Here is a 23,851-nt window from a genome sequence, read left to right as displayed (position 1 = left end):
GCCTGAGCCACAAGACTATACCTGTGCATGCGCAATAAGCACTGCCTCAAAAGCTACCAAAACACAGGGCTGTTTGACGTTAATGCACTGAGAGTAGACACCTATAGTGCCGTCTTTTGGGCGAGAACCCATTAAACCTAAATAACACCCAAAAGCTGCGCTTTTCACCGCTTGCCGTCCTGACTCAAGCAACCATAATTCAGGCTGTCCAAATCTTGTATCACCGCATGTCTACCCACGCCTCAGCATACGCCCCATGTCATTTACTCTGTTCGTCCGCTCAAAAAGCACGAGGCGCTAAATGAAGACGTGGACCCTGTGGGCTGAGCGATTCCCCGCAGTGAGCCGGATCGCAGCGTGGCCCCGTCCGGTGCAGCTGGGCGTCGCATCGATAGCAGTCACACTGGTTGTCGGCGCCTTTTTATGGGCAGGCCGCCCAGACTACCGCGTGTTGTTCGCCAATCTTGAAGATCGCGACGGTGGCGCAATTGTGACAGCACTCGAGCAGATGAATGTTTCTTACCGATTGGCGGGCGCAGGCCAGGCCATTATGGTGCCTGCCGACAAGGTACACGAAGCTCGTCTGCTGTTGGCCCAGAAAGGCCTGCCACGCAGCGGCGAAACAGGCTTTGGCCTGCTGGATCAGACACGCTTCGGGGCCAGCCAGTTTTCGGAACAAGTCACTTACCAACGTGCTCTGGAGGGCGAGCTGGCTCAGTCAGTCGAAGCACTGCATGCTGTGCAACGTGCGCGGGTACACCTGGCCCTACCCAGAGAATCACTGTTTGTGCGGGAGCGACAGCCGCCTACTGCCTCGGTACTGCTCACACTTTATCCCGGCCGCAGCCTCACAGAAGCCCAGGTTTCGGCCATTACCTGGCTGGTTTCGTCCAGCGTGCCTCATCTTGACCCACAGAAAGTATCGGTGGTAGACCAAAATGGCCGTCTGCTGACCCCACCATCCGGTGAGGCAGGCGCCGATGGTTCTCGCCGCAACCTGGTCAATGACATTGAGCAACGTACCGTACAGAAAATTCTTGCTCTGCTGAGCCCCCTGGTGGGGCCCGAAAATGTACGCGCACAGGTCAGCGCAGATGTTGACTTTGTGCACCGGGAACAAACCTCTGAAACATACCGGCCCAATCAATTGCCCGGCGAAGCAGCCGTGCGCAGCAAGCAAACCAGCGCCTCAGCGCAGACCAACACGCAGCCGCCTCAGGGTGTGCCTGGGGCTCTGACCAACCAGCCTCCTGTCAATGCCGTCGCTCCCATACAGACACCACCTTCGGCAGCATCTGCCAACAACGCGCCAGGCAACCCAACTGCTCTCGCAGCAACAGGCGTTCAACAGCAAGGCAGTGGATCAACACGCGACGACGCGACCATCAACTATGAAGTCGATCGCACCATTAGTCACACCAAAAATCCTCTGGGCACCTTGCGTCGGCTCTCCGTAGCAGTTGTTGTCAACTACCGCCAGTTTGACGACAAGGCAGAGCCTTTGCCTGCCGATGAGCTGGACAGACTGACCGAACTGGTCAGACAAGCCATAGGTTACTCAGAAGAACGAGGCGACACGCTAAGCGTCATTAATAGCGCGTTCAACGAAGGCACCGATACGGCAGTCCCGATGTGGCAAGACCCTGTTTACCTCGAATACGGCATGCGACTTATTCGGTATTTGCTAATCGCACTGGGTCTGTACTTGGTATGGAGAGCCATTATCAAACCGCTACTGGCCCCACCGCGGGTGGTGACAGTCGCAGAAGATGACCGTCCTGTAGCCCTTACCGATGCACAAGAGCGCGACCTGGCAGAAGAACGATTGGCGGGTGAACTCAGCCGCTACGAAGAAAATCTGAATACCGCTCGCACTCTCGCCGAAAAAGACCCGCGCGCCGTGGCAATGGTGCTGCGCACCTGGATGGAGAAGTCTAATGACAACGGTTGAAGCCAATCTGGATCGGTGCGCCATCCTTATGATGTCGCTGGGTGAAGACGCTGCTGCAGAGGTCTTCAAGTATCTTACCCCGCCCGAAGTGCAGCGCATCGGCAGCGCCATGGCCAATCTGCGACAGGTCACACGCGGCGATGTGGACCAGGTACTTGAGGACTTTCGTCAAGAAGCAGATCAATTCATGGCGGTCACACTGGGTTCCGATGAATACATCCGCGCCGTGCTGACCAAAGCCCTGGGCACAGATCGGGCTGCTGGCCTGATCGAAGATATTCTCGAAGCCGGCAATAATGGCAGCGGTATCGACGCCCTTAACTGGCTAGAAGCAACCAGTGTCGCCGAGTTGATCTCAGACGAACACCCGCAAATCATTGCCACCATACTGGTGCACCTTGAACGCGACCGTGCATCGGCAGTGCTGGCGCTGCTGAACGAAAGACTGCGCAACGATGTCATGTTGCGCATCGCCACGTTCGGCGGCGTTCAGCCCTCAGCCCTGCATGAACTGACTGAAGTTCTAAACGGTGTGCTGGCAGGCCAAGGTGCGAAACGCAGCAAAATGGGCGGTGTGCGTACGGCTGCAGAAATATTGAACTTCATGAACTCTTCAGATGAAGAAGCGGTGGTGAACAGTCTGCGCGAACTCGATGCGGATCTGGCCCAACGCATTGTCGACGAAATGTTTGTATTCGATAACCTGATACAGCTTGAAGATACCGCCATCCGATTGATACTGGCCGAGATCGATACCGCATCGCTCACCATTGCACTGAAAGGCGCCGCGCCAGAGCTGTGCGAGAAATTTTTCCGCAATATGTCGAACCGTGCGGCCGTCATGTTGCGCGATGACCTTGAGGCGCAAGGCCCCGTGCGCATGTCCACGGTTGATGCAGAGCAGAAGCGTATTGTGCAAGTTACGCGAAAGCTGGCCGAAGCCGGGCAATTTAGCCTGACGGGTCTGGGCAATGACGAGTATGTCTAAACATACGATTACTGCCGAACGCCTCAAGAAATGGCGTCGCTGGCAGCCCGCCCCCCTGCCTGGCGGCCCTACGGGCGACGCTGATCGACCCAACGGGCATGCGCCAAGCGGCACGGCCAGGTTAAACGTTGATGACGACGCTGCCCGTGCTGATGCAAACTGCCTGTATGAGACCGCCCGTGGGCAAGGGCAGGCACAGGGCTATCAAGAGGGTTATGCGCAAGGGCTCGAAGAAGGTACACGTGACGGTCACCGCAACGGGCACTCGGCTGGTTATGATGCGGGCTATACCGAAGGCCATTCATCCGGCCAGGCGCAGGCGCAACAAGAAGCACAACGTCTCGCACATTTGGCAGACGCCTGCGCAGACGCGCTCCATACTCTGGAAGCAGAGCTTGGGCACCAGCTTGTCGAACTCGCCCTGCACATTGCACAACACATACTGCAAAGCACGCTGACCACCCAACCCGGCCACATTACCGACTTGGTTGGCCAGATACTGCGCGTCAATGCAAACGACCAGGCTTTATTGACCTTGCGTATACACCCGGACGATGAAGCCGCGCTGCGTCCATATCTTGAAAGCCGTAGCACAGTGCAGCGCTGGTGCATCGTGCCAGAACCCACGCTGGAGCGTGGCGACTGCATTGTGGAAACATCTGCCAGCAGCATTGATGCAACCCTGGCGAAGCGATGGGAGCGTGCCACGTCTTCTCTGGGCTACACGCTGCCCTGGATCGCGCAGGCTGACCATGCAAAAAGCTAAGCCGGCACACATGGCCCCTGACCGCTGGCGAGCCTTACTTCGTTCAAGCGCACAGCATGTTGCCGCGACCGATATGCTCGCTTTACACGGCAAGGTAACGCGCGCCACGGGTCTGGTACTGGAGGCCACTGGGCTTAGCCTCGCCGTCGGCGCTGCATGCCGTATAGAAATCACACCTGGCTCCAGCCACTGGGTCGATGCTGAGGTGGTAGGCTTTCATGGTCAGACTCTTTACCTGATGCCACACAGCGATATTTTAGGGCTACAGCCTGGTGCCAGGGTGGCTGCCGTACCACCTGGTCCACAACACCAAACCCCGCAGTCCGCACTCACTCAGGCCACGCACACAGCTCCCGTATTATCCCGCCATCTACCCGTGGGTGAAGAACTTTTGGGACGCGTGCTGGACGGCGCTGGCCAACCTCTCGACCGCTTGGGCGATCTTCACGCTGTACCAACCGCCTCACTTTCTGCTCGGTACATCAACCCCCTGTTGCGGGCCCCTATTGATACCGTGCTAGACGTCGGGGTACGGGCCATTAACGGTTTGCTCACCGTCGGTCGTGGACAACGCATGGGTTTATTCGCCGGTTCAGGCGTGGGGAAAAGCGTACTGCTGGGAATGATGGCCAGATACACACAGGCAGACGTCATTGTCGTGGGCCTGATCGGCGAACGCGGACGCGAGGTCAAAGAATTTATTGAACACAATCTAGGGCCAGACGGGCTGTGCCGATCGGTGGTAATTGCAGCGCCGGCTGATGTCTCACCGTTGCTGCGCATGCAAGGCGCAGTGTATGCCACCCGACTGGCCGAGCATTTCCGTGATCAGGGCCGCCATGTGCTGTTAATTATGGATTCATTAACACGTTATGCCATGGCGCAGCGCGAAATTGCTCTGGCCATTGGTGAGCCACCTGCCACCAAGGGTTACCCGCCCTCGGTCTTTACCCGGCTTCCTGCGCTGGTCGAACGCGCCGGCAACGGCGCTTCAGAAAATGGACAAGCCCCCGGCTCGATCACCGCGTTTTACACCGTGCTAACGGAGGGCGACGACCAGCATGACCCCATCGCCGACTCAGCCCGCGCCATACTGGATGGCCACATTGTGCTGTCACGCCGCTTGGCAGAATCGGGGCATTACCCGGCTATTGACATCGAAGCCTCGATTTCACGTGTAATGACGGCCGTGGTGCCAGCCACCCAAATAGCTTTGGCGCACCGCTTCAAGCAACTGCTGTCCCGCTACCAGCGCAACCACGACCTGATCGCCGTTGGCGCTTACACACCCGGAAACGATACGCAGATTGATGAGGCGGTTGCCCGATACCCCTACCTCGAAGCCTATCTGCAGCAAGACACAGCAAGCGGCATCGACTATGTCAGCGCTGCCGAGTCATTGGCGCACGCTACAGGCGTTCACGAAACGCCGATACCAATCGGGGATTACCAGCCATGAACAAGGCCCACGCCTTTCAAGCTCTCATGAATCTGGCTCGACACGCTGCGCAAAAAGCAGGCAAAGAACTATATCTGCTTGCGAACGAACGCCAGCGTGCCCAGGCTCAGCTTACGTTGCTGCACGACTACCGTCTCGATTATGCGCGTCGCTTGCAACAGGCCGTACAAATCGGATTGCCCGCTTCAAGCCTTAAGAATTTCAGACAGTTCATCACCACACTGGATGCAGCGATTTCACAGCAAAGCCATGTTGTTGCGCGCCAAGAGACGCAAGTGCGGGAAAAACGCCAATACTGGCAGACGGGAAAACGTCGCCTCAACGCCTTCGAAGCGCTGGAAACGCGTGCGCGTTCCCGTCAGCGTGAGCTGGAAAACCGCAGCGAGCAGATTGCCAACGATGAAACGTCCGCCCGTATGCACTACATGCACAACACTTGATCAGTGAGCCCTCTCATGACAATTCCCACCATAACGTCTATTGCCAGCCAGCCTGCCACACTTACTGCAAAACACGATGCTGGGTCGGAGCGGACCGGGTTTGAAGATATTCTGGCCAGCCATCAGGCTAACAACGAAGATAAACCATTGACACACACGCCACAGTTTCTCAAAGGCGGTGGGTCGACCTCGTTTCCGAGGTCGATCTGGCGAGAACATGGTGCAGACGAAGCTTGCTGCACACATGTCTGCAGCCAGCAGGCCCAAGTAGGTCTGCCACTTCTCGCTCCGTCTGAACGTGCTCACTCTGCACACGACCACAACAAATCTGAAGATAGCACCGCACTCGCCATTGTCGTACACAGCGTCATGGCCACCGCCGCACAGGCCGCCGAGCATTTTTCGCCCGCCGGCAAGACCGAGGAATCTACAGAAACCTTGCAAAACTTTATGGATGCCAACCTGAAACAAGGAAACACTAGGCCTACCCACACAGGCCCTTTGGATGGCTTGTTGCCGCTTGCGTTAGCAGCGACCCATACGAATGCTGTGAGCACCACAGACCATGCGCCGCTTGCGCACAATATGGCCAACTCAGCGGCCTCACTTACAGAACAAGCATATAAACCTCGTCTGGCATCACACGTACTGCGACGCGACACTGTCGCTGACGGCGAAACAACAGCCGGGGCCTTGCGTGCCGTCACGCTTATGCAGACACGTCTTGAAACGGCGTTATCTGATCCGGCCATGACATCTTTGACGGACGTTATGGAGGCTCTGGAAAACATGGCTGAACGCGGAGCACAGTCTGCGTCAGGCGGGTTCACTGATCACCAACCCAGCGTAGCAGGTAGCACCGCAGCTATGGGCGACGACATCCTTCGTACCAACGACGCGCCAATACCGGGTGGCAGCGCAACCATCCTGACAACAGCAGCGCCTGGAGCCCCAACAATGTCGGCGTCTTCAGCCCCGCCCAACCTGCCTGTGGTCGTGGCAGCATCGCTGGGCAGCCCAGCATGGGCACCCGAGTTCAGCCGCCAGCTTACCGCCCTGGCGCAACGCAACCACGGTACCTTGCAAAGCGTGGATCTGCGGCTGAATCCCCCTGAACTTGGACCCTTGCACATTACCCTTCAGGTACATGACAAGGTCGCTCAGGCTCTCATTGTGTCGGCGCATGCATCAGTGCGCCAGGCGGTAGAACAGGCGTTGCCCCAACTGCAGCAACAATTGTGGCAAGCAGGACTGACATTGGGGCACACTAGCGTCAGCAATTTCGGGCAGGAAAGCAGGGCTTTCAGTGAGCACGATCAGCGCAACGACCAAGCCGCCATACAAAAGCCAGACACCCCCGATGCGTCGGACGGCTCCGTCGCAACGTCGCTAAACCAGACACGCGTGCCTCAGTCATCTGACGCACTGGTGGATACCTACGCCTGATCGAGCCAGCCCCGCATCGCCGCGCGCACGAGTCCGTGCCTCACCACCGTCGTTAATCAACAGAGCTAACACAAATTAACTGCATTATTCCGTACCACGTGCTGTGCCCGCATCCGGCACAATCACGTCGATACTTAAACTTCCCGCCGACAGGCTATGCCCCAGAGCACACCCAGCAAACGCACCAAAACACTCCGCTCCCTGCTTACCGCCGCCTTAATCGCGGCAGGCAGCACCTCAGCAACCTTGTATTTTTATGATGCACTCGCCATCCGCAAGGCCACTGCCGGAGAGAGCCCCCGCACATCAGCGCCTGCTGCCATGCCCAGCCCTATCTTCGTCGAGCTTGACCCCTTTACGGTCACTCTGAACAGCGGGTACAAGCGCCGCATTCTTTACGTAGGCATCACGCTGCGCGTGGCGGACGACGATTCAGCACGAACTCTGACGCGTTACATGCCAGAAGTACGTGACCGCATACTCAGCCTGCTTGCCCAGCAAGACGCCGACACCGTACAGACTGCTGATGGACGCCAGCATCTGGTACAGCAGTTGCGCAGCGAAATCAGCCAGCCCTATGTGCCTGAGCCAACAGGCCCGCGCGTTAACGATGTGCTGTTCACCGCTTTCGTGGTTCAGTAATGTCGTATCAAAGCCAGCTCTCGCAAGATGAAGTCGATGCACTACTTGCGGGCGTAACGGGCGAAAGCCCTGACGCCCCATCGCAGCGTGCTGACAGTGGTGGTGTCAGATCGTACGACCTTAGCTCACCAGACCGTGTCGTGCGCCACCGCATGCAAACGCTGGAGCTCATCAACGAGTTGTTCGGCAGGCGTCTGCGGTCAACCCTACTTAGTTTTATGCGCCGCAATGCCGACATTACGGTGGGCCCCATACGCATACAAAAATACGCTGACTTCGAACGTAACTTGCCAGTACCCAGCAACCTTAATATGGTGAGCATGAAGCCCCTGCGAGGTGCAGCGCTGTTTACGTATGACCCCAACCTGGTCTTTCTGGTGATCGACAGCCTGTTTGGTGGCCACGGGCGTTACAACACACGCGTCGAAGGTCGTGATTTCACGATGACCGAGCAGCGCATCATCCGCAAGTTGCTTGGTCTGACGCTCGACAGTTACGCCAGCGCCTGGGAGCAGGTTCACCCGATCGAGTTTGAATACATACGATCTGAAATGCATACGAAGTTTGCCAGCATCACCAGCAGCAACGAGATTGTGGTGGTCACCTCATTTCACATCGAGCTTGGCGCAACAGGCGGCAACCTGAACATCTGCCTGCCCTACTCCATGATTGAGCCACTACGCGACCTGCTCACCCGCCCATTGCAGGAAGGCGGGGCCGGCCTGGTCGACCAACGCTGGACACAACAGCTATCACGTCAGATGCGCAGCGCCGACATTGAACTGGTCGCAGAATTTACGCACATACAAAGCAGCATCGCGCACCTCATGACGCTAAAGACCAACGACATTCTTCCCATCGAAATCCCATCCACCATCACGGCCCATGTTGGCGGCGTCCCCGTCATGGAGTGCACCTATGGCACGTCCAACGGACGCTATGCGCTATGTGTGAAGCGGATGCTGGTCAACGCCGAAACCGAACTCACGTGAGCATTCCATGACAGACTCAGGCAACGAGCCACGCAAAGATACCACTCCCGCCGAAATACTGGACGCCGACTGGGCTGACGCCTTGTCAGAGCAAACCATGCAGGCACCGTCCGCAACACAGGCCGATGGCCTAGCCCAGGCATCCGACGATTGGGCCAGTGCGCTGGCTGAGCAAACGGCCACCCAAACGGTTCAAGCGCGCCAGCCCGATCCAGCCAGGGTATTTCCCCCACTACAAGAAAGTATTACTGAAGGCGTGGGCGAGATTGACATGATCATGGATATCCCCGTGCAACTGTCGGTGGAGTTGGGGCGTACCCGTCTCACCATAAAAAACATTCTGCAATTGGGGCAAGGCTCAGTGGTCGAGCTCGATGGACTTGCCGGTGAACCCATGGATATCTATGTAAATGGCTACTTGATCGCCCAAGGCGAGGTCGTGGTCGTAGAAGAGAAATACGGCATTCGCGTCACAGACATTGTCACGCCTTCAGATCGTCTTAGCCGGCTGAACGGTCGGCGTTGAGGTCATGGGCGGCGCAGACATAGCGAGAATCACCGGCAGCTTGCTGCTAATTGTCGTGATGATTCTGGCAGCTGCCTGGTGGTTGCGACGCATGGGCATGCTGAAAACAGCCGAAGGGCCCCACATCAGGGTATTAAGTTCATGCCAAGTCGGTGCACGACAACAGCTGCTTGTCGTCGAGGTGGAGGGCGCGCGTCTGCTGCTAAGCGCCAATGCCCGACAGCTTGCGCTTTTGCATGTACTCACACCTCCACCTGCTGCCGTGGCAAAGAACACCCCGGTCGTTCTAGGTCAGCCTAAGGTAGGTGCATGGTCAAGGTCGCAGTCGCGGCCAACGTCAAGACCAAAGCCGGAGCAACGCTAAATGCGACAACTTCTTACCGGTGTCCACAGGCATGCACACCCCCGTCGTTGTGTCGGACTGATACTTCTGCTTGCACTGTGTTATCCCTCTGGCTGCATTGCACAACTTGCCGCACCCGCCATCACATCGGTAACCAATGCGAATGGCAGCCAGACCTGGTCACTGAGCATTCAGACGCTGGTCTTGCTGACCATGATGTCGTTCCTGCCCGCCATGCTCATGATGATGACGGGTTTCACCCGCATCATCATCGTACTGGGCCTGCTGCGCAATGCGATGGGCACGGGCGCCTCGCCGCCCAACTCAGTACTCATCGGCATCGCATTGTTCCTGACCTTTTTTTCCATGTCACCGGTCTTCGACAAGATCTACGTCGACGCCTACAAGCCGCTAAGCGAAGGCGCCGTTGTATTTGAACAGGCACTTGAGCGGGGCATACAGCCATTACATGAATTCATGCTGCGCCAGACACGCGAAGCCGACCTTACGCTTTTCGCCAGCATGATTAACTCACCAGAGATCCAGCACCCTGCCGACACGCCGCTGCGCGTGCTCATACCTGCTTTCGTTACCAGCGAACTCAAAACTGCATTCCAGATCGGTTTTACGCTGTTTATTCCGTTTCTCATCATTGACCTGGTGATTGCCAGCGTGCTTATGGCACTAGGCATGATGATGGTGCCGCCAGTAACCATATCGTTGCCTTTCAAACTGATGCTGTTTGTTCTGGCTGATGGCTGGCATCTGCTTCTGGGCTCTCTTGCCCGCAGTTTCTATCATTAGCGCTAGCCCATGACGGACGAAACGGTTATGGCCATGACTTACCTGGCCATGAAAATAGCACTCAGTCTGGCGGGGCCCTTGCTGCTGGTTACTCTGATCGTAGGCCTGCTGATCAGCATATTTCAGGCGGCCACGCAGATCAACGAAATGACGTTGTCGTTTATCCCAAAACTGCTGGCTGTAGGGCTTGCTGTCGTTCTGCTTGGGCCTTGGCTTATCAGCACCATGGTCGATTACATACAGGAACTGTTCAGCCAGATACCGGGGCTGGTCTCATAAGCGCGCTTACCCAATGGTATCGATAGATATCGCCCAACTGTATGCGTGGATCAACGCATTTCTATGGCCATTCTTTAGAATTCTCGCACTACTGGGCACAGCACCAGTGCTGGGAGAGTCTTCGATACCTGCCCGCGCCAAGGTCGGCTTAGCCGCTGTACTGGCGATTGCCGTGGCCCCGGCGCTTCCTCCCATGCCGCAGCTACCCGCAGGCTCTTATGCCGCCCTTGGTCTGGGCGTTCAGCAGATCTTGATCGGCATCGCACTCGGGCTGACCATGCGTATTGCGTTTGCTGCCGTCCAGACCGCCGGCGAGTTTATCGGGCTGCAAATGGGGCTTTCATTTGCGTCGTTCTTCGACCCTGCCACCGGTGCCAACACTGCCGTGCTTTCGCGCATGCTGAATATCATTGCCACGCTTCTCTTTCTTGCGCTAAACGGCCATCTGATCATGATGGGCGCGCTGATCCGCACATTTGAGACACTGCCCGTGCAACCGCGGGCTCTGAACATAAATGGTTGGGGCGTGCTGCTTGAGTGGAGTTCGCAAGTCATGGCTTCAGGCTTGTTGTTGGCGCTGCCTCTCATCATCATGCTGCTGACGGTTAACCTGGCCATGGGCATACTGAATCGCACGGCGCAACAACTGTCTGTCTTTGCGGTCGGGTTTCCGATCAGCCTGCTCACAGGGATGGTGCTGCTGGCTGTGGTCTTGCCTCAGACCTCTACGTTTTTGTCAGGCCTGTTTGAAGAGGGTTACAAGAGCATGGCAAGGCTAGCTGGCGCTCTCGCTGGTCATTAAGTAGCAAAAAAGCCCGACGCCACGGGGTGTGGCGTCGGGCCGCAGCTTGCCCCTCAATGGTTTTAAGTCAACGCGGGTTGCTGCCCCGAGCCATCAACATCGTCATAGCCGGCATGGCTTGCAAGGCGGGCAGGATCAGTTTCCAGCTCTATGACCTCACCGTCTCCAACTTTAAAGACAGCAACCACCTCAGACAGGCGGGCCGCCTGATCCTGCAGCGAGCCCGCCGCTGCAGCTGCCTGTTCCACCAGTGCAGCGTTCTGCTGCACCACGCCGTCCATTTCCGTGACGGCGAGATTGACCTGTTCAATGCCTTCCGCTTGCTCACGCGAGGCTGAAGAAATTTCACCCATAATGGTAGTGACACCCTGCACGGAGCCCACCACCTCTTGCATAATCTTGCCCGCCACTTCGGCCTGGGAGGCACCCGTTCGCACTTTATTTTGCGAGTCTTCGATCAGGCCTTTAATCTCTTTGGCCGCCTGCGCACTGCGCTGGGCCAGCGAGCGCACTTCGCCTGCCACCACGGCAAAGCCTTTGCCCTGTTCCCCCGCACGCGCGGCTTCTACTGCTGCGTTAAGGGCCAGGATATTGGTTTGAAACGCTATACCATCAATAACACCCACAATCTCCGCCATCTTGCTGGAGCTACTTTCGATGTCACTCATGGTTGCTACAACCTCTGAAACCGCCTTGCCACCGCGCTCTGCAACCTCTGACGCACCTTTAGCCAGCGTATCGGCTTGAGCGGCGTTCTCGGTATTCTGACGCACCGTACTGGCCAACTGCTCCATGCTGGCTGCGGTTTCCTGCAATGACGCCGCCTGCTGTTCGGTGCGACTGCTCAAATCGGTATTTCCGTTGAAAATTTCCCGGGAGCCCAGCGTAATTTCGTGAACCCCCTCTCTGACTGTGCTCACAGTACGCGTAAGGCTTTCCTGCATGCGGCGCAAGGCATCGAACAACATACCGATTTCATTGGAAGACCTCATCTCGACGCGTGCGGTCAAGTCACCCGCCGCGATACGGTCAAAGTGCTTGCCAGCTTCAACCAGACGATTGACCACAGTACGACGGAACAGCGAGCGCATAACCATAAGCAGCAATAGGCCGGACGCCAAGGCGACGCCTATAGTAATGACGGCCGCGCGAAAGGCCGCGCGGGCCTCTGCACGAAACCTCTGCTGTACTTCACTGCCATATTGGCCAAACTCATCGATAGCCCGCTGAAATGCCGTGGCCCGCGCAATACCTAATTCATTATTTACATAATAAAAAGTAAGGTAATCACGACCAGCCAGCGCATCAAGCATGGGGTCCACCCCGTCATCGATATAAGGGCGGTACGAGCTGTTAATACTTGCAGCGCGCCTGCGCTCTTCTGCGGTATCTGGCGTGTGCTTGCGGAACTCGTCATAAAGGCCGTTTACCACGGCCATGGTTTCACGCGCCGACGCGACCATGGCCTGTGCCTCCAGAGCCAGGTCTTCATCGCCGCGCTGCGCAGCCTCCTGAAGATAATTGGCGGCAACCAGCAGTGAAACCCTGGCTTCCAGCATATCGTTGCCTAGCTGCTGCACCAGCAAAGTTCGGGCATTCTGCCTGTCCATGGCCTCGACACGTTTGAGATCCAGTGACAGAAACCACGCGCCCATTGCACCGACAGACAGCAGCAACATCATGAATATAACCAGTACTGTCGTCAGCACCGTGCTGACCTTGGCGTCACCGGGTCGGAGCAGGCTGCGCGGACTCATCCGGCGCGTACCCGCGTTCTTCGTAATTTTTTTGAAGGATTTTGGCATGATAAAACCTGAATACAATGAAAACGAAACGGGACCAGCCCGTTCACAAAAAAACCTATTACTGTTCGTAGAGAGAAAGGCAGGGCATGTGCATACTTGGCTCGGCACCTGTCTATGGCCTGACGGCAACACACCGCAGCCATCGCTCACGGCCCAGGTAAACAGCCGCAGTCAACAGCGAAGGCGTGTGCGCCCTGCTTGTCAGCGCAGCCCCCTCGCCTGCCTAGCCCTGCGCGCCGTCAAAACTCGGCCCACTCTTGTTCGGCGGCTGGCCGCCGCGCCGAAGCATCTTGTGTTTTCATGACAAATGACGAGCGACCCGGCTCATTGGTATTTGAGCGTGGCTGGCCACGTTGCCCTGCTTTGTTTGCATGCTGATCCAGAGCGTGCGGGGCTTGGCGCATGTCAGTATCGCGCGCAACTTTTGGCCGCCTCGTGCGCGCCGGTACAGAGGGTTCGCACAAAAGTGGTTCAAGTGCGGTTTGTTCGCGAAGCGAGTCAACGCGGGGCAGCCGCTTGTCTTCATACTTACTACGGTTTAGCTCACACGCGGGCAGGTCAATAATTTTATGCGTTGCAACGCGAAAGCCAGCCACTACGTCAACAACATCTGCCAGTTGCCCATTCAGATCAGTTACCGACTGTGTGGCATCGACCACCAACACGGCGTTCTGCTGAGTAACATCTTCGAGCTGCGCAACCGCCTTATTGATCTGGTCTATGCCTGCCGATTGTTCTGCAGTGGCCGCTGAAATTTCGCCCATAATGTCGGTTACACGTGCCACCGACGTAACAATTTGCTGCATGGTTGAGCCGGCATGCTCAACCTGTACAGAGCCCTCCGCGACCTTGCGCACAGAATCTTCGATTAACTGTTTGATCTCTTTGGCTGCCTGTGCGCTACGTTGGGCAAGCGCCCGCACCTCGGTGGCAACGACAGCGAAACCCTTGCCCTGCTCACCCGCCCTGGCCGCCTCAACGGCAGCATTAAGCGCAAGAATATTGGTCTGAAACGCAATACTGTCAATAACACCCACAATATCGGCAATCTTGCGCGAACTTTGCGAAATGCCTTCCATCGTTGCTACCACTTCGCCCGTCGCACGGCCGCCCAGTGAAGCGACCTCAGATGCGGCGACCGCCAATTGGTTTGCCTGCATGGCATTATCGGCGTTTTGTCGCACAGTGCTGGCAAGCTGCTCCATGCTGGCAGTCGTTTCCTGCAAAACGGCGGTTTGCTGCTGCGTGCGCGCACCCAGCTCGCTATTGCCCGACACAATTTGCCTGGCGCCTGACTGAACAGACTCCATACCGACTCTGACTCCCTGAATGGCGCGTGCCACGCTATCCTGAAGTCGGTTGACCGAGTTCGCCAGCGCACCAATCTCGTTCTCGGCAAGCAGTGTGACGCGTTGTCTGAAATCGCCGGCAGCGATCTGGGCCAGACGCTCATCCAGTTCGCGAACAGGCCTAAGCACACCGTTAGTGATCACCGAAAACATGAACAACCCCGCAACCATCGTCACGGCAAGCAAAAAGGCCAACACATAGGGGGCCCATGCTGCAAAATTGTGGAAATCATCAGCATTGGCCGTGGCGCCGGGCACAGAGGCCAGAATAAGCCCTGCCTGTTTCTGCCCATACCAACCGAGAGCGATCCCACCAAACGCGGTAAGACAAAGCAACAGCACGGCCAGAGGCAGGCCAATGCGCAGCGACATAGAGGTAAGCTTCATATCTACTTGGAACCCATCGTAAAAAGATTAGAGGCCTGGATCTTTCTGTAGGCCTCGGCGGCCGCTTCAAGCGCTGACAAACGCAGTTGGAGTTGTGTTGAGGCGGTGTAATAATCGAGATCTTGAAGGTCGGACATACGCTGGCGATAGCCCAGCTGCTGCTGGTTGCCGCTTGCCTCCAGCGCGTCAAGTTCGTTCATGCGTGCACCCACAGAGGCACGCACGGTAAGAATATTGTTGTAGTTTTCGTCAATGCGCTGCGATGCACTGACCAGCCTGTTTCTGAACGCGGTCGCATCGACGCCACCGATTTCAACCCACGATTCCAGCGCTTCAACCAAGCTGCCAAGCGTTTCAAACAGGTTTATGTCAACCGTGTCGGCCGGCTCAACGGTAAAGGTATCGCCCGCAACAGGTGCGCCGCGCATTGAAACCTGCACACCACCTGGCAGTACAAGCGGCCGCCCCGAGCCGGCATCAAAGGGCTGATTTTGGTTAACCTCGAGGTCATCTACCCACACGGTGTAAAGGCTGGCTGACGTAAAGCCAATAACAAAGCGACTGCCTATGCTGCCACCCGACGGGTCGCTGATTTGAGGGCTGCTGATGACCCCGGTGCCGCGATTCTGCGCGTCTGCCGAGGTAAGGTAAGCGTGAGTGCCTGGTACAGCACGACTGAACACATCTGTGCCCACATCACTGCCTGCCACCTGCCGCGTTGGGTCAGCCTGAATGTAGCGCTGCCGCGTATCGCCCCTGTAAACCACCGCGCCGGTGTCAGTCAGCTGAAACGGTTCGACATCACCGCGTGAGCCAGAAAAAACATACTGGCCATTGCCATCGGTGATGTTGGCGACACCCAGCAGGCTGCTAAGCGCGTTGCGCAGCACATTGGCCAGCGTTGCTCTGTCGTTATCGGCCAGGGTTCCATTGCCCGCTTCGGTCAATCGCGTTTTAACGTCTTGCAACTGCAGTACGGCGGACGAGAGCGCGTTCTCTTCCATGCCAAGATTGCGCTGGGCAATGGCCCGGTTCTCTGCATAGCGACGGCTCAGCGACAATGATTGACTCAGGTTAATAGCCTGCGCGGCTGCAAGCGGATCATCTGCAGGCGTCACCATGCGCTGTCCACTGCCAATCTGCTGATATAAATGCAGAAAGTCAGCTTGCTGCCTGTTAATAGAATTCAGACCTGTCTGAAAAAACAAACTGGAGCTTATACGCATAAGAAAATCTCGAAAAACGGTAAGCAGTCAGGCGTACGAAAACGATGGCGTATCGATCGATGTGATGATGCGCACGGTTGTACGTTAATAACGAACACCAGAGCGCTGAGCGCCGACCCCTGGGGCCAGCCCATGATGGTTATGAACGCAAGCGCAGCAAGGTATCGAAAAGTGTGCCGCTCACATCGATAAGCCGGGAAGCGGCAATAAACTGTTGTTGGTAGTGCTCAAGGCTGACGTACTCTTCATTAAGGTTGACCCCTGAAACCGTCTGCTGCGCTGCGTAGGTCTGGTTGATCAACGTAGCCTGCGCCCTGGAGGCCGTGGTGTTCTGCTGCGTATGCACAGCCACCTTATTTACGATTTGTGAAAAGGCTTCGTTCAGGCTCATGGAACCATTACCCAATACCTTGGCAGTCTGAATTTTTGCCAGCGCCAGCCCGTTGTCGCCATTGGCCGTGCCCGTATAACTGGCCGCTGCGGCAATGGCGGCTGGGTCATCAATTAACAGTGTCAGCCCGCTGGCCGCCGCGCGGGTGGGCTGCACCAGCCAAGCATCGCCGTTTGCAACACCATTGGCAGGCAAGCGCAGCATAAAACCATCGAGTGTGTAGGCATGGTCAGCAATGTTTGCATCTTGCAGTGTGACCACACCGCCCCCAGGCAGACGGGTAATGGAGTAGCCGTCATCGGTGCGCTCTACACGATAATCGAGCCCCCTCAACTGATTAACATCGACCAGTTCAACCACAACCATGGCTGCCGACGAATTGGCGGCAGACGGTATAACGTTGATGTCGTTCAGGGCGAAGAAGTCATCACCGCGACGACCTGTCAGATCAACACCCTGACTATGCTGTGCATTAATGGATACGGCAAGGCCCATGGCCAACCTGCCCAGTTCATTTTGAACACTGTCCAGCGTATTGCGTCGATAACTTATTAGGCCGCCCAGACTGCCGTCCACAATAAACGGCTCGCCGATCTCGACCTTTATTTTGCTGCCATTAGGGCCAGGAAGCGTGACCGCCACCACCGTACGCTCGGGGTCGTGATCGGACGCTTTTGCGTGCAGCGGATATAGGGTGTCACCGGCCAGCAGCACTTGCCCATTGCCAACCGTAAGGCTGATCTGGCTACCCTGCTCCACGGCGCGTACTCCGACAAGCTGGGCCAGCTCGGCCACCAGCTGCTCACGCTGGTCAAGCAAATCATTAGGTTGATGGCTGGACGCCGAAGCACGGGCATGGGTAATTTGCTGATTCAGATCGCGCACACGCTCAACATAGCTATTAATTTGAGCCACGGTCGTGGAAATCTGGGTGTTGATATTGCTGCGTTGCGCGTCAATAAACGCGTTGGCGTCATTCAACTGCGCAACCAGGCTGGCCGATCGCCCCAAAAGCTCCTGACGTGCCGCAGCATCGGCTGGCGCTGAAGCTACGGCCTGTATGCCATCAAAAAACTTCTGCAAAGCGGGCGTAATGCCCACGGTGTTGTCAGCGAACAGGTTATTGATCTGGGCAATTTCATTGGCATAGGACGTCAACGACGCAGCGGTTGAGCGCGCGCTGACAAGCTGACGCTGCAGAAGCCCATCGTAGGCACGTTGAACGGTAACGGGTTGAACGCCGCGACCAACATAGCCGCCGCTGGTCGCCAATGCACCCGCAGTAGCAACTAGCACCGATTGCCGGTTATAGCCCTCGGTCGCCGCATTGGTAATATTGTGGCCAGCCGCCTGCAAACGACTTTGAGCGGCATTTAGGCCTGTGAGACCAAGTTTGGCGAGATTCATCGCGGTTCCTGCTATATCGGGCATTGAAACACCGCCCTCTGTTGTCTGATTAATAATGTATTAACGGACATCCCCCTTGAATATTTAGTATCTGATGCGCCGCCTGCCAGGCTGCACCGCTCAAAGACCGTGGCTGCAGCCTCTTCCGGGCAGAAACACTGCCACTGCTCAGCCGCGCCCATTGCCGAGATACCGCATGATGGCGATCAGTTTTTGGGCATAAGCCGGGTCGGTTGCATACCCGGCGGCCTGCATATGACGTGCTGCTTCCTCGGCGGTCAAGGCCTCACGCACACCGCTGTAGCGGCTGTTGTTGCCAAGCAGGCGGGCATAATCAGCAAACGACTCTGTGTAAGAACCATATGCCCGAAACGCTTGCATTACTTTGCGCGGCACGCCGTTCTCAAATTCGGTTGTAAGAATATTTACCACCTTGCCCTGCCAACTGCGGCCAGCCTTGATGCCGAACAAATTAAAGCTGGGCGTGCCATCGGCAGCGCGTATTTCTTTGCGGCCCCAGCCAGACTCAAGTGCTGCCTGGCTCAAAATCAGGCGAGCTGGCACGCCGCTTTCGGACGCCGCCACCCTCGCGGCCTCTGCCATTTTCGATACAAACTCCTGGATGTGGCCCGGCGCGCCCTTAACTGCAGAGACAACATCTTCCACGCCAGGTCGTCTTGAGAATTTGGCGAGCAGTGCAGAAATGGAGGGTGCATCAAACACACGTTCCTGTTGAACCGCAGGGCGAGTACCGGCTGGACGCGAAACGGCGATTTCAGGTGTTTGAACTGCTTGTGCCTGCGTGCCTGCGAACGCCTGCCCGATTCCGCCTGGAGCGCGTATTTGATCCAGCAAGGCCTGAGCCAGACCTATGCCGGGCGTGGCAAGCTGCAAAGCCAGTTGTTCATCGTTCAGGCTTTGCGCCATGCGTATGTGCGCGCTGTCAAGAATCGTCGCACTCAGGCCAGTCTGCCGTGCCTGTTTCAGCATCTGCTGAATAAACAACGCCTCGAACTGCCGGGCTACTTCCGTGTGTCTATCAACAGACCCGGTACCGGCTACATCGGCCTTCAGACGACTAAGCCCGTTAAAGTCGAACACAGTTGCCTGGCCATCATCAGGACGCGGTATGTAATGCACAATTTTCATGATGCCGCCTTTAAATCACCTCAAGATCGGCCCGCAACGCACCCGCACTCTTGAGGTTCTGCAGAATGGATAACAAATCTTGGGGGGTCGCGCCCAATGAATTCAGCGCACGTACGACATCAGCCAGATTGGCGCTGGTATTGACCCTTTGCAGGCTTCCGGCCTCATTGCGCATTTCGATCTGCGTGCTCTCGGCAACCACAGTTTGACCGCCGGCCAGCGGGGTATCGGGCTGGCTGACCTGGGTATCACGGCTAATGACCACCGACAGATTTCCATAGGCAATGGCAGCCTCATCAATGGTGACACTGCGATTCATCACCACCGAGCCGGTACGCGCGTTAATCACCACGCGGGCCCTGGCAGCAGGAAGCTTGACCTCAAGATTCTCAACACGAGAAATAAACAACGACTGCGCCGCTGGATCAACAGGCCCTTTGACCCTGACTACGCGTGCGTCCAGCGCCTGGGCTGTGTTGGCACCAAACTGTCGGTTGAGCGCCGCGACGGCACTCTGTACTGCGCCAAAATCAGTGGTGTTGAACTCCAGATTGATGATGCCGTCGCGTGCATAAACCGTGGGCACGCTGCGCTCGACGATGGCGCCCCCGGGGATAATGCCGCCGTTAAGCTGGTTAATCTGCACGCTGGAGCCCCTTGCCTGGGCGCTGGCTCCGCCGACAAGCAGGTTGCCCTGAGCCATGGCGTACACCTGCCCATTGACACCCTTTAGCGGGGTCATCAGTAACGTACCGCCACGCAGACTCTTGGCGTTTCCCATTGACGACACCACCGCATCTACACTTTGCCCCGGGCGTGAAAACGCGGGCAGCGTTGCTGTGACCATGACAGCGGCCACATTTTTAACTTGCATATTGGTGCCCTGTGGCACCGTTACGCCCAGTTGGGCAAGCATATTGGTCAGGCTTTGCTGCGTGAACGGAGTCTGTCGCATCTGGTCGCCGCTGCCGTCCAGGCCTACAACCAAACCATAACCAATAAGCGGGTTGCCTCTCACCCCTTGTATGGAAGCGAGATCCTTGATGCGCTCAGCATGCGTCATGCTGCTGATGAACAGACACAGTACTGCCACTGCCCAATTCAGACACCGCAAGCCAGGCCTGTACATTACAAACATAGAGAACCTCGGCCCCATTTCAGAAGGGTGAAACATTCAGAAAAAACCGCTGCAGTCAGCCCATGGTCTGAACTTCATCCATGGTGCCTTTGCTGCGAAATTCAATTCGGGCGTCAGCGACCTGAGTGGACAGCACCGTGTTTGAACCCGTTACGGATCGCGGGTCGACCACGCCTGAAAACCGGATGTGCTCGCTACCCCGGTTGATAGCAATCTGTTTATCACCGGCAATCTGCAGATTGCCATTGGGCAACACACCCACCACCGTGGTGGTCAGCGTACCCGCGAACATGTTGTTGGCACTGGTGGCGCCTTTACCTTCGAGCGCAGTCTTGCCACCCATATCGAGGTTTTGGTTGGCGTTCAAGGCATCTGACAAAAAGCCGGGCACCAAGCTGGCTTCGAAACCCGCGCTGGCATTTCGCCCCGTCGATGTCTTGACGCTTTTGGCCGCATTGGTTTTTTCTTGTATCAGCACAGTCACGATATCACCCACGTTGCGGGGACGACGATCTTCGAACAAGGGGTAATTGCCATAAGCCGTGGGCTGGTAGATGGCGCCATTGGTTTCTGCAGTCGGCGATACAGCGGAAGGCGCAGGCGGTGCCGTGAGCGGCCCAATAACCACAGGCTCGGGCGGTATCATGGCGCAGCCCTGAAGTGCCGCCACAAGCACGCAGACGGGGTAACGCAAAACGCGAACAAACATGATCAAAGCTGAGTCAGGCGTGCCAGCATCTGGTCAGACGTCTGGATTGCCTTGCTGTTCATCTCGTAAGCCCGCTGCGTTGTAATCATATTGACCAGTTCTTCGGCCACGTTCACATTGGACGTCTCGGTAAACTGCTGCAGCACCAGGCCTGCACCATCGAGCCCTGGTTGGGCAAAGTTGGCGGGCCCCGATGCATCTGTTTCTACATACAAATTTTCGCCTGCACTTTGCAGCCCCGACGGGTTAACAAAGGTACTTAACTCAAGCTGGCCGACCTGCACATTGACGCCCGTCGCACCCGGCTGGGTAACCGACACCGTACCGTCACGTGCAATCGTAATGGACAGCGCGTTCTCAGGAATATTGACCGGTGGCTGCACGGGGTAACCGCCTGCCGTCACCAATTGCCCATTCTGATCAACCTGAAGACTGCCATCACGGGTATATGCAAAGGTACCGTCGGGCATTTCAACCTGCAGAAAGCCTTGCCCTTGTATGGAAATATCGAGGCTATTTCCCGTTTCTTTCAGATTGCCCTGTGTGTGTATGCGCTCTGTGGCCACAGTACGTACACCCGTGCCTATCTGCAAGCCTGATGGAAGCTGATTGCCCGCACCAACTTGCGCGCCTGGCTGCCTCAGGGTTTGGTACATAAGGTCTTCAAAAACTGCCCGACTCCGCTTAAAACCTGTGGTGTTGACGTTGGCCAGGTTGTTGGAAATCACATCCATATTGGTCTGCTGCGATTCCAGGCCTGTCTTGGCGATCCAGAGAGAACGAATCATTGGTTTTCCTTGCTGCGCGTCAAGCGCACTGATAAAGATTCAAAAACACCCATCACGAAACAGACAAAATAGAGTTGGCATGCTCGGCGTTGCTGCTGGCATCCTGGATAAGCTTCATCTGCATTTCAAACTGGCGCGCATTGGCGATCATTGCAACCATGGCTTCAGCTGCATTGACATTGCTTTTTTCGACAAAGCCCGCCACCATGCGCACTTGAGGATCAGCCTGGGCAACGGCCCCGCCCGTCAATCTGAACAAACCATCGTCACCGCGCTCAAGCCCATCGACAGGTGGGTTAACCAGTTTTAGTCTTCCCAACGCCTGAAGCGCATCCGGCCTGTCGCCCGCACCCAAGGCCGTTATCTGGCCATTTCCCGAAATGCTGATGGATGCACGATCAGGAATCTCAATAGGCATGCCGTCGTCGGAGAGCACGGGCAAACCCTGACGGCTAACCAGCACGCCCTCGGCACTCACGGCAAATTCGCCCGAACGTGTGTAGGCTTCACCTTCTGGGGTTTGAACGCTGAACCAGCCCTCTCCGGTAATAGCAGCATCAAGTGCACGCCCCGTCTCCATCATGACGCCTTGACGCATGTTGCTGCCAGGCGTTGACGTGACGGTGGCAACACGTGTGGGCAAACCGGGCGGGCCCTCGACAGGCACGGCACGATAAATAGCCACCTGCTCGCGAAAGCCTGCGGTACTCAAGTTGGCCAGGTTATTGCTGATAACAGACTGCTGTTCCAGTATGCGCGCAGCCCCACCGGCTGCGGTATAGATGAGACGGTCCATGTTTTATGTTCTAGCGCATGTTGATCAGGGTCTGCAAAACCTGATCTTGAGTCTGTATGGTTTGCGCATTGGCCTGATAAGTACGCTGGGCAATAATCATGTTGACCAGTTCCTGGCTCATGTCGACATTGGAGTCTTCCACGGCCTGGCCCTTGATGGCGGCCATACCGTTGGAACCGGGCGTACCCAGCACAGGCTGGCCTGATTCTGACGTTTCGGCCCAGGCATTGCCGCCTACAGGCTTCAAGCCCTGCAGGTTGGCAAAATTGGCCAGCACCAGCCTGCCAACAGCACGCGTCTCGCCATTGGTGTAGCTGGCCACTATTGCACCATCGCTGGCCACCGACATGCTGGCGTACTCACCGGTGGGGTAGCCATCTTGACCAAAACTGTAGGTAAACTGGCCACCAAACTGGGTTGAATTGGCGTAGTCAATGGCAAAATCCAGTGGGGCCGCAGGCGAATTGGCGCCCCCAATGCCTCCGATGATTAGGCCTACCCTGTCGGCGGGCGCGGTAAGACGGCCCGCTGCATCAAAGCTGAGTGCAATGGGGTTGTTATCGCCATGAGGGTCGGGCAGCACATTGCCATCAAAGCGATAGTACACATCCCAGTTACTGGCCACGCCTGCCGTACCATCGCGCTTTACGAAATACTGGGTGAGCTGATGCGGGTTGCCCAGCGAATCGTAGACCGTAATGGGAAAGCTGTTTGTATAGCTGGCAGCGTTGGCTGGGTCAAAATCAACGTTGGCAGCCACCACGTCTGCCCGGGCATCGAGGTTAAGCGTAGACTTGATGTTTGTTGTGGCTGCAGGCTGTAGGTTGCCCACCGGAACCATAACCGGCTCGGGCGTCAGGCTGGTACCGATGTAGCCGGTAAGCCGCTGCCCTTGTGCGTTAACAATGTAATTGTCTTTGTCCGCCAGAAACTGGCCATTGCGTGTATACAGCACTGAACCAGACGAGTCTTCCACCCTGAAAAACCCGGATGCACCGTCTATCGCCATATCAAACTGATTGCCCGTGCTGGATATCGTACCCACACTAAAGCGTTGGTTGACACTGGCTAGCTGAGTGCCCAGACCAACGCGCGAGTTGGCATAAACGTCTGCAAAGCTGGCACTGCCCGCCTTGAAACCCACGGTTCCGGAGTTTGCGATGTTATTGCCGATAACGTCCAGCGATTGCGCCGCTGCGTTCAGGCCGCTAAGGCCTTGTCCAAATCCCATGATGGTTCCTGATAAGTATGCGAAGTTAAATGCGTAA

The 23,851-nt window shown here is 56.7% G+C and carries 23 protein-coding genes; 13 read left to right on the top strand and 10 right to left on the bottom strand.

Translation table 11 applies throughout. The annotated features are described in order from the left end of the window. Positions 1 to 301 precede the first annotated feature (301 nt). The 13 genes from fliF to fliR all read left to right on the top strand — a co-directional run bounded on the left by fliF (position 302) and on the right by fliR (position 11,438). A complete protein-coding gene (gene fliF, locus FQ179_RS02555) occupies positions 302 to 1,951 on the top strand; it encodes a flagellar basal-body MS-ring/collar protein FliF (protein WP_149395706.1) in 1,650 nt (549 codons plus the stop codon). Further along, a complete protein-coding gene (gene fliG, locus FQ179_RS02550; RefSeq protein WP_149395705.1) occupies positions 1,938 to 2,939 on the top strand; it encodes a flagellar motor switch protein FliG in 1,002 nt (333 codons plus the stop codon). Before fliF ends, fliG begins: the two co-directional genes overlap by 14 nt. Beyond that, entirely contained in the window at positions 2,932 to 3,705 is a 774-nt protein-coding gene (locus FQ179_RS02545) for a flagellar assembly protein FliH (protein WP_188074486.1), read from the top strand. The genes fliG and FQ179_RS02545 overlap by 8 nt, the downstream gene beginning before the upstream one ends. After that, positions 3,692 to 5,164 (top strand): flagellar protein export ATPase FliI, encoded by a 1,473-nt coding sequence (fliI, locus tag FQ179_RS02540; RefSeq protein WP_149395702.1) that lies wholly within the window; start codon positions 3,692 to 3,694, stop codon positions 5,162 to 5,164. Before FQ179_RS02545 ends, fliI begins: the two co-directional genes overlap by 14 nt. Continuing rightward, positions 5,161 to 5,604: a flagellar export protein FliJ gene (fliJ, locus tag FQ179_RS02535; protein ID WP_149395700.1), complete on the top strand. Its 444-nt coding sequence runs from the start codon at positions 5,161 to 5,163 to the stop codon at positions 5,602 to 5,604. Before fliI ends, fliJ begins: the two co-directional genes overlap by 4 nt. A gap of 15 nt (positions 5,605 to 5,619) precedes the next feature. Next, the gene (locus FQ179_RS02530; protein ID WP_149395698.1) at positions 5,620 to 7,050 is read left to right on the top strand and encodes a flagellar hook-length control protein FliK; all 1,431 of its coding nucleotides are present in this window, start codon (positions 5,620 to 5,622) and stop codon (positions 7,048 to 7,050) included. Positions 7,051 to 7,206: 156 nt separating this feature from the next. After that, the gene (gene fliL, locus FQ179_RS02525; RefSeq protein WP_149395696.1) at positions 7,207 to 7,692 is read left to right on the top strand and encodes a flagellar basal body-associated protein FliL; all 486 of its coding nucleotides are present in this window, start codon (positions 7,207 to 7,209) and stop codon (positions 7,690 to 7,692) included. After that, the gene (fliM, locus tag FQ179_RS02520; RefSeq protein ID WP_149395695.1) at positions 7,692 to 8,684 is read left to right on the top strand and encodes a flagellar motor switch protein FliM; all 993 of its coding nucleotides are present in this window, start codon (positions 7,692 to 7,694) and stop codon (positions 8,682 to 8,684) included. Before fliL ends, fliM begins: the two co-directional genes overlap by 1 nt. Positions 8,685 to 8,691: 7 nt before the next feature. Then, the gene (fliN, locus tag FQ179_RS02515; protein ID WP_149395694.1) at positions 8,692 to 9,210 is read left to right on the top strand and encodes a flagellar motor switch protein FliN; all 519 of its coding nucleotides are present in this window, start codon (positions 8,692 to 8,694) and stop codon (positions 9,208 to 9,210) included. Positions 9,211 to 9,214: 4 nt separating this feature from the next. Further along, positions 9,215 to 9,574: a flagellar biosynthetic protein FliO gene (locus FQ179_RS02510; RefSeq protein WP_149395692.1), complete on the top strand. Its 360-nt coding sequence runs from the start codon at positions 9,215 to 9,217 to the stop codon at positions 9,572 to 9,574. Next, positions 9,575 to 10,357 (top strand): flagellar type III secretion system pore protein FliP, encoded by a 783-nt coding sequence (fliP, locus tag FQ179_RS02505; RefSeq protein WP_149395690.1) that lies wholly within the window; start codon positions 9,575 to 9,577, stop codon positions 10,355 to 10,357. Positions 10,358 to 10,366: 9 nt separating this feature from the next. Further along, on the top strand, positions 10,367 to 10,636 hold the full coding sequence (gene fliQ, locus FQ179_RS02500) for a flagellar biosynthesis protein FliQ (RefSeq protein WP_149395689.1): 270 nt from the start codon (positions 10,367 to 10,369) through the stop codon (positions 10,634 to 10,636). A 13-nt stretch (positions 10,637 to 10,649) separates the two neighbouring features. Then, positions 10,650 to 11,438 carry a flagellar biosynthetic protein FliR gene (fliR, locus tag FQ179_RS02495; protein ID WP_149395687.1) on the top strand — a complete coding sequence of 263 codons (789 nt, stop codon included), beginning with the start codon at positions 10,650 to 10,652 and terminating at the stop codon, positions 11,436 to 11,438. A 62-nt stretch (positions 11,439 to 11,500) separates the two neighbouring features. Here fliR and FQ179_RS02490 read toward each other — a convergent pair whose 3' ends face one another. From FQ179_RS02490 to flgE, 10 genes are all read right to left on the bottom strand, one after another. Next, positions 11,501 to 13,243, bottom strand: coding sequence for a methyl-accepting chemotaxis protein (locus FQ179_RS02490; RefSeq protein ID WP_304654078.1), 1,743 nt, complete (start codon positions 13,241 to 13,243; stop codon positions 11,501 to 11,503). Positions 13,244 to 13,482: 239 nt separating this feature from the next. Beyond that, positions 13,483 to 14,979 (bottom strand): methyl-accepting chemotaxis protein, encoded by a 1,497-nt coding sequence (locus FQ179_RS02485; protein WP_149395685.1) that lies wholly within the window; start codon positions 14,977 to 14,979, stop codon positions 13,483 to 13,485. 2 nt (positions 14,980 to 14,981) lie between these two features. Continuing rightward, a complete protein-coding gene (flgL, locus tag FQ179_RS02480) occupies positions 14,982 to 16,205 on the bottom strand; it encodes a flagellar hook-associated protein FlgL (protein ID WP_149395684.1) in 1,224 nt (407 codons plus the stop codon). A gap of 139 nt (positions 16,206 to 16,344) precedes the next feature. After that, positions 16,345 to 18,003: a flagellar hook-associated protein FlgK gene (gene flgK, locus FQ179_RS02475; RefSeq protein WP_149395682.1), complete on the bottom strand. Its 1,659-nt coding sequence runs from the start codon at positions 18,001 to 18,003 to the stop codon at positions 16,345 to 16,347. A gap of 168 nt (positions 18,004 to 18,171) precedes the next feature. Further along, positions 18,172 to 19,152, bottom strand: a complete 981-nt coding sequence (flgJ, locus tag FQ179_RS02470) for a flagellar assembly peptidoglycan hydrolase FlgJ (protein ID WP_149395681.1) — start codon at positions 19,150 to 19,152, stop codon at positions 18,172 to 18,174. A gap of 10 nt (positions 19,153 to 19,162) precedes the next feature. After that, positions 19,163 to 20,215 carry a flagellar basal body P-ring protein FlgI gene (locus FQ179_RS02465; protein ID WP_255474898.1) on the bottom strand — a complete coding sequence of 351 codons (1,053 nt, stop codon included), beginning with the start codon at positions 20,213 to 20,215 and terminating at the stop codon, positions 19,163 to 19,165. Positions 20,216 to 20,345: 130 nt separating this feature from the next. Next, positions 20,346 to 20,999 (bottom strand): flagellar basal body L-ring protein FlgH, encoded by a 654-nt coding sequence (locus tag FQ179_RS02460; RefSeq protein WP_149395677.1) that lies wholly within the window; start codon positions 20,997 to 20,999, stop codon positions 20,346 to 20,348. 2 nt (positions 21,000 to 21,001) lie between these two features. Further along, positions 21,002 to 21,787, bottom strand: a complete 786-nt coding sequence (gene flgG, locus FQ179_RS02455) for a flagellar basal-body rod protein FlgG (protein WP_149395676.1) — start codon at positions 21,785 to 21,787, stop codon at positions 21,002 to 21,004. A 52-nt stretch (positions 21,788 to 21,839) separates the two neighbouring features. Next, the gene (flgF, locus tag FQ179_RS02450) at positions 21,840 to 22,583 is read right to left on the bottom strand and encodes a flagellar basal-body rod protein FlgF (RefSeq protein ID WP_149395675.1); all 744 of its coding nucleotides are present in this window, start codon (positions 22,581 to 22,583) and stop codon (positions 21,840 to 21,842) included. Positions 22,584 to 22,593: 10 nt separating this feature from the next. Further along, a complete protein-coding gene (gene flgE / locus FQ179_RS02445) occupies positions 22,594 to 23,814 on the bottom strand; it encodes a flagellar hook protein FlgE (protein WP_149395673.1) in 1,221 nt (406 codons plus the stop codon). Positions 23,815 to 23,851: the final 37 nt, after the last annotated feature.

The sequence above is a fragment of the Pusillimonas sp. ANT_WB101 genome (assembly GCF_008369125.1).
Lineage (GTDB): Bacteria > Pseudomonadota > Gammaproteobacteria > Burkholderiales > Burkholderiaceae_B > Allopusillimonas.
This window is presented reverse-complemented; position numbering and strand designations above follow the sequence as displayed.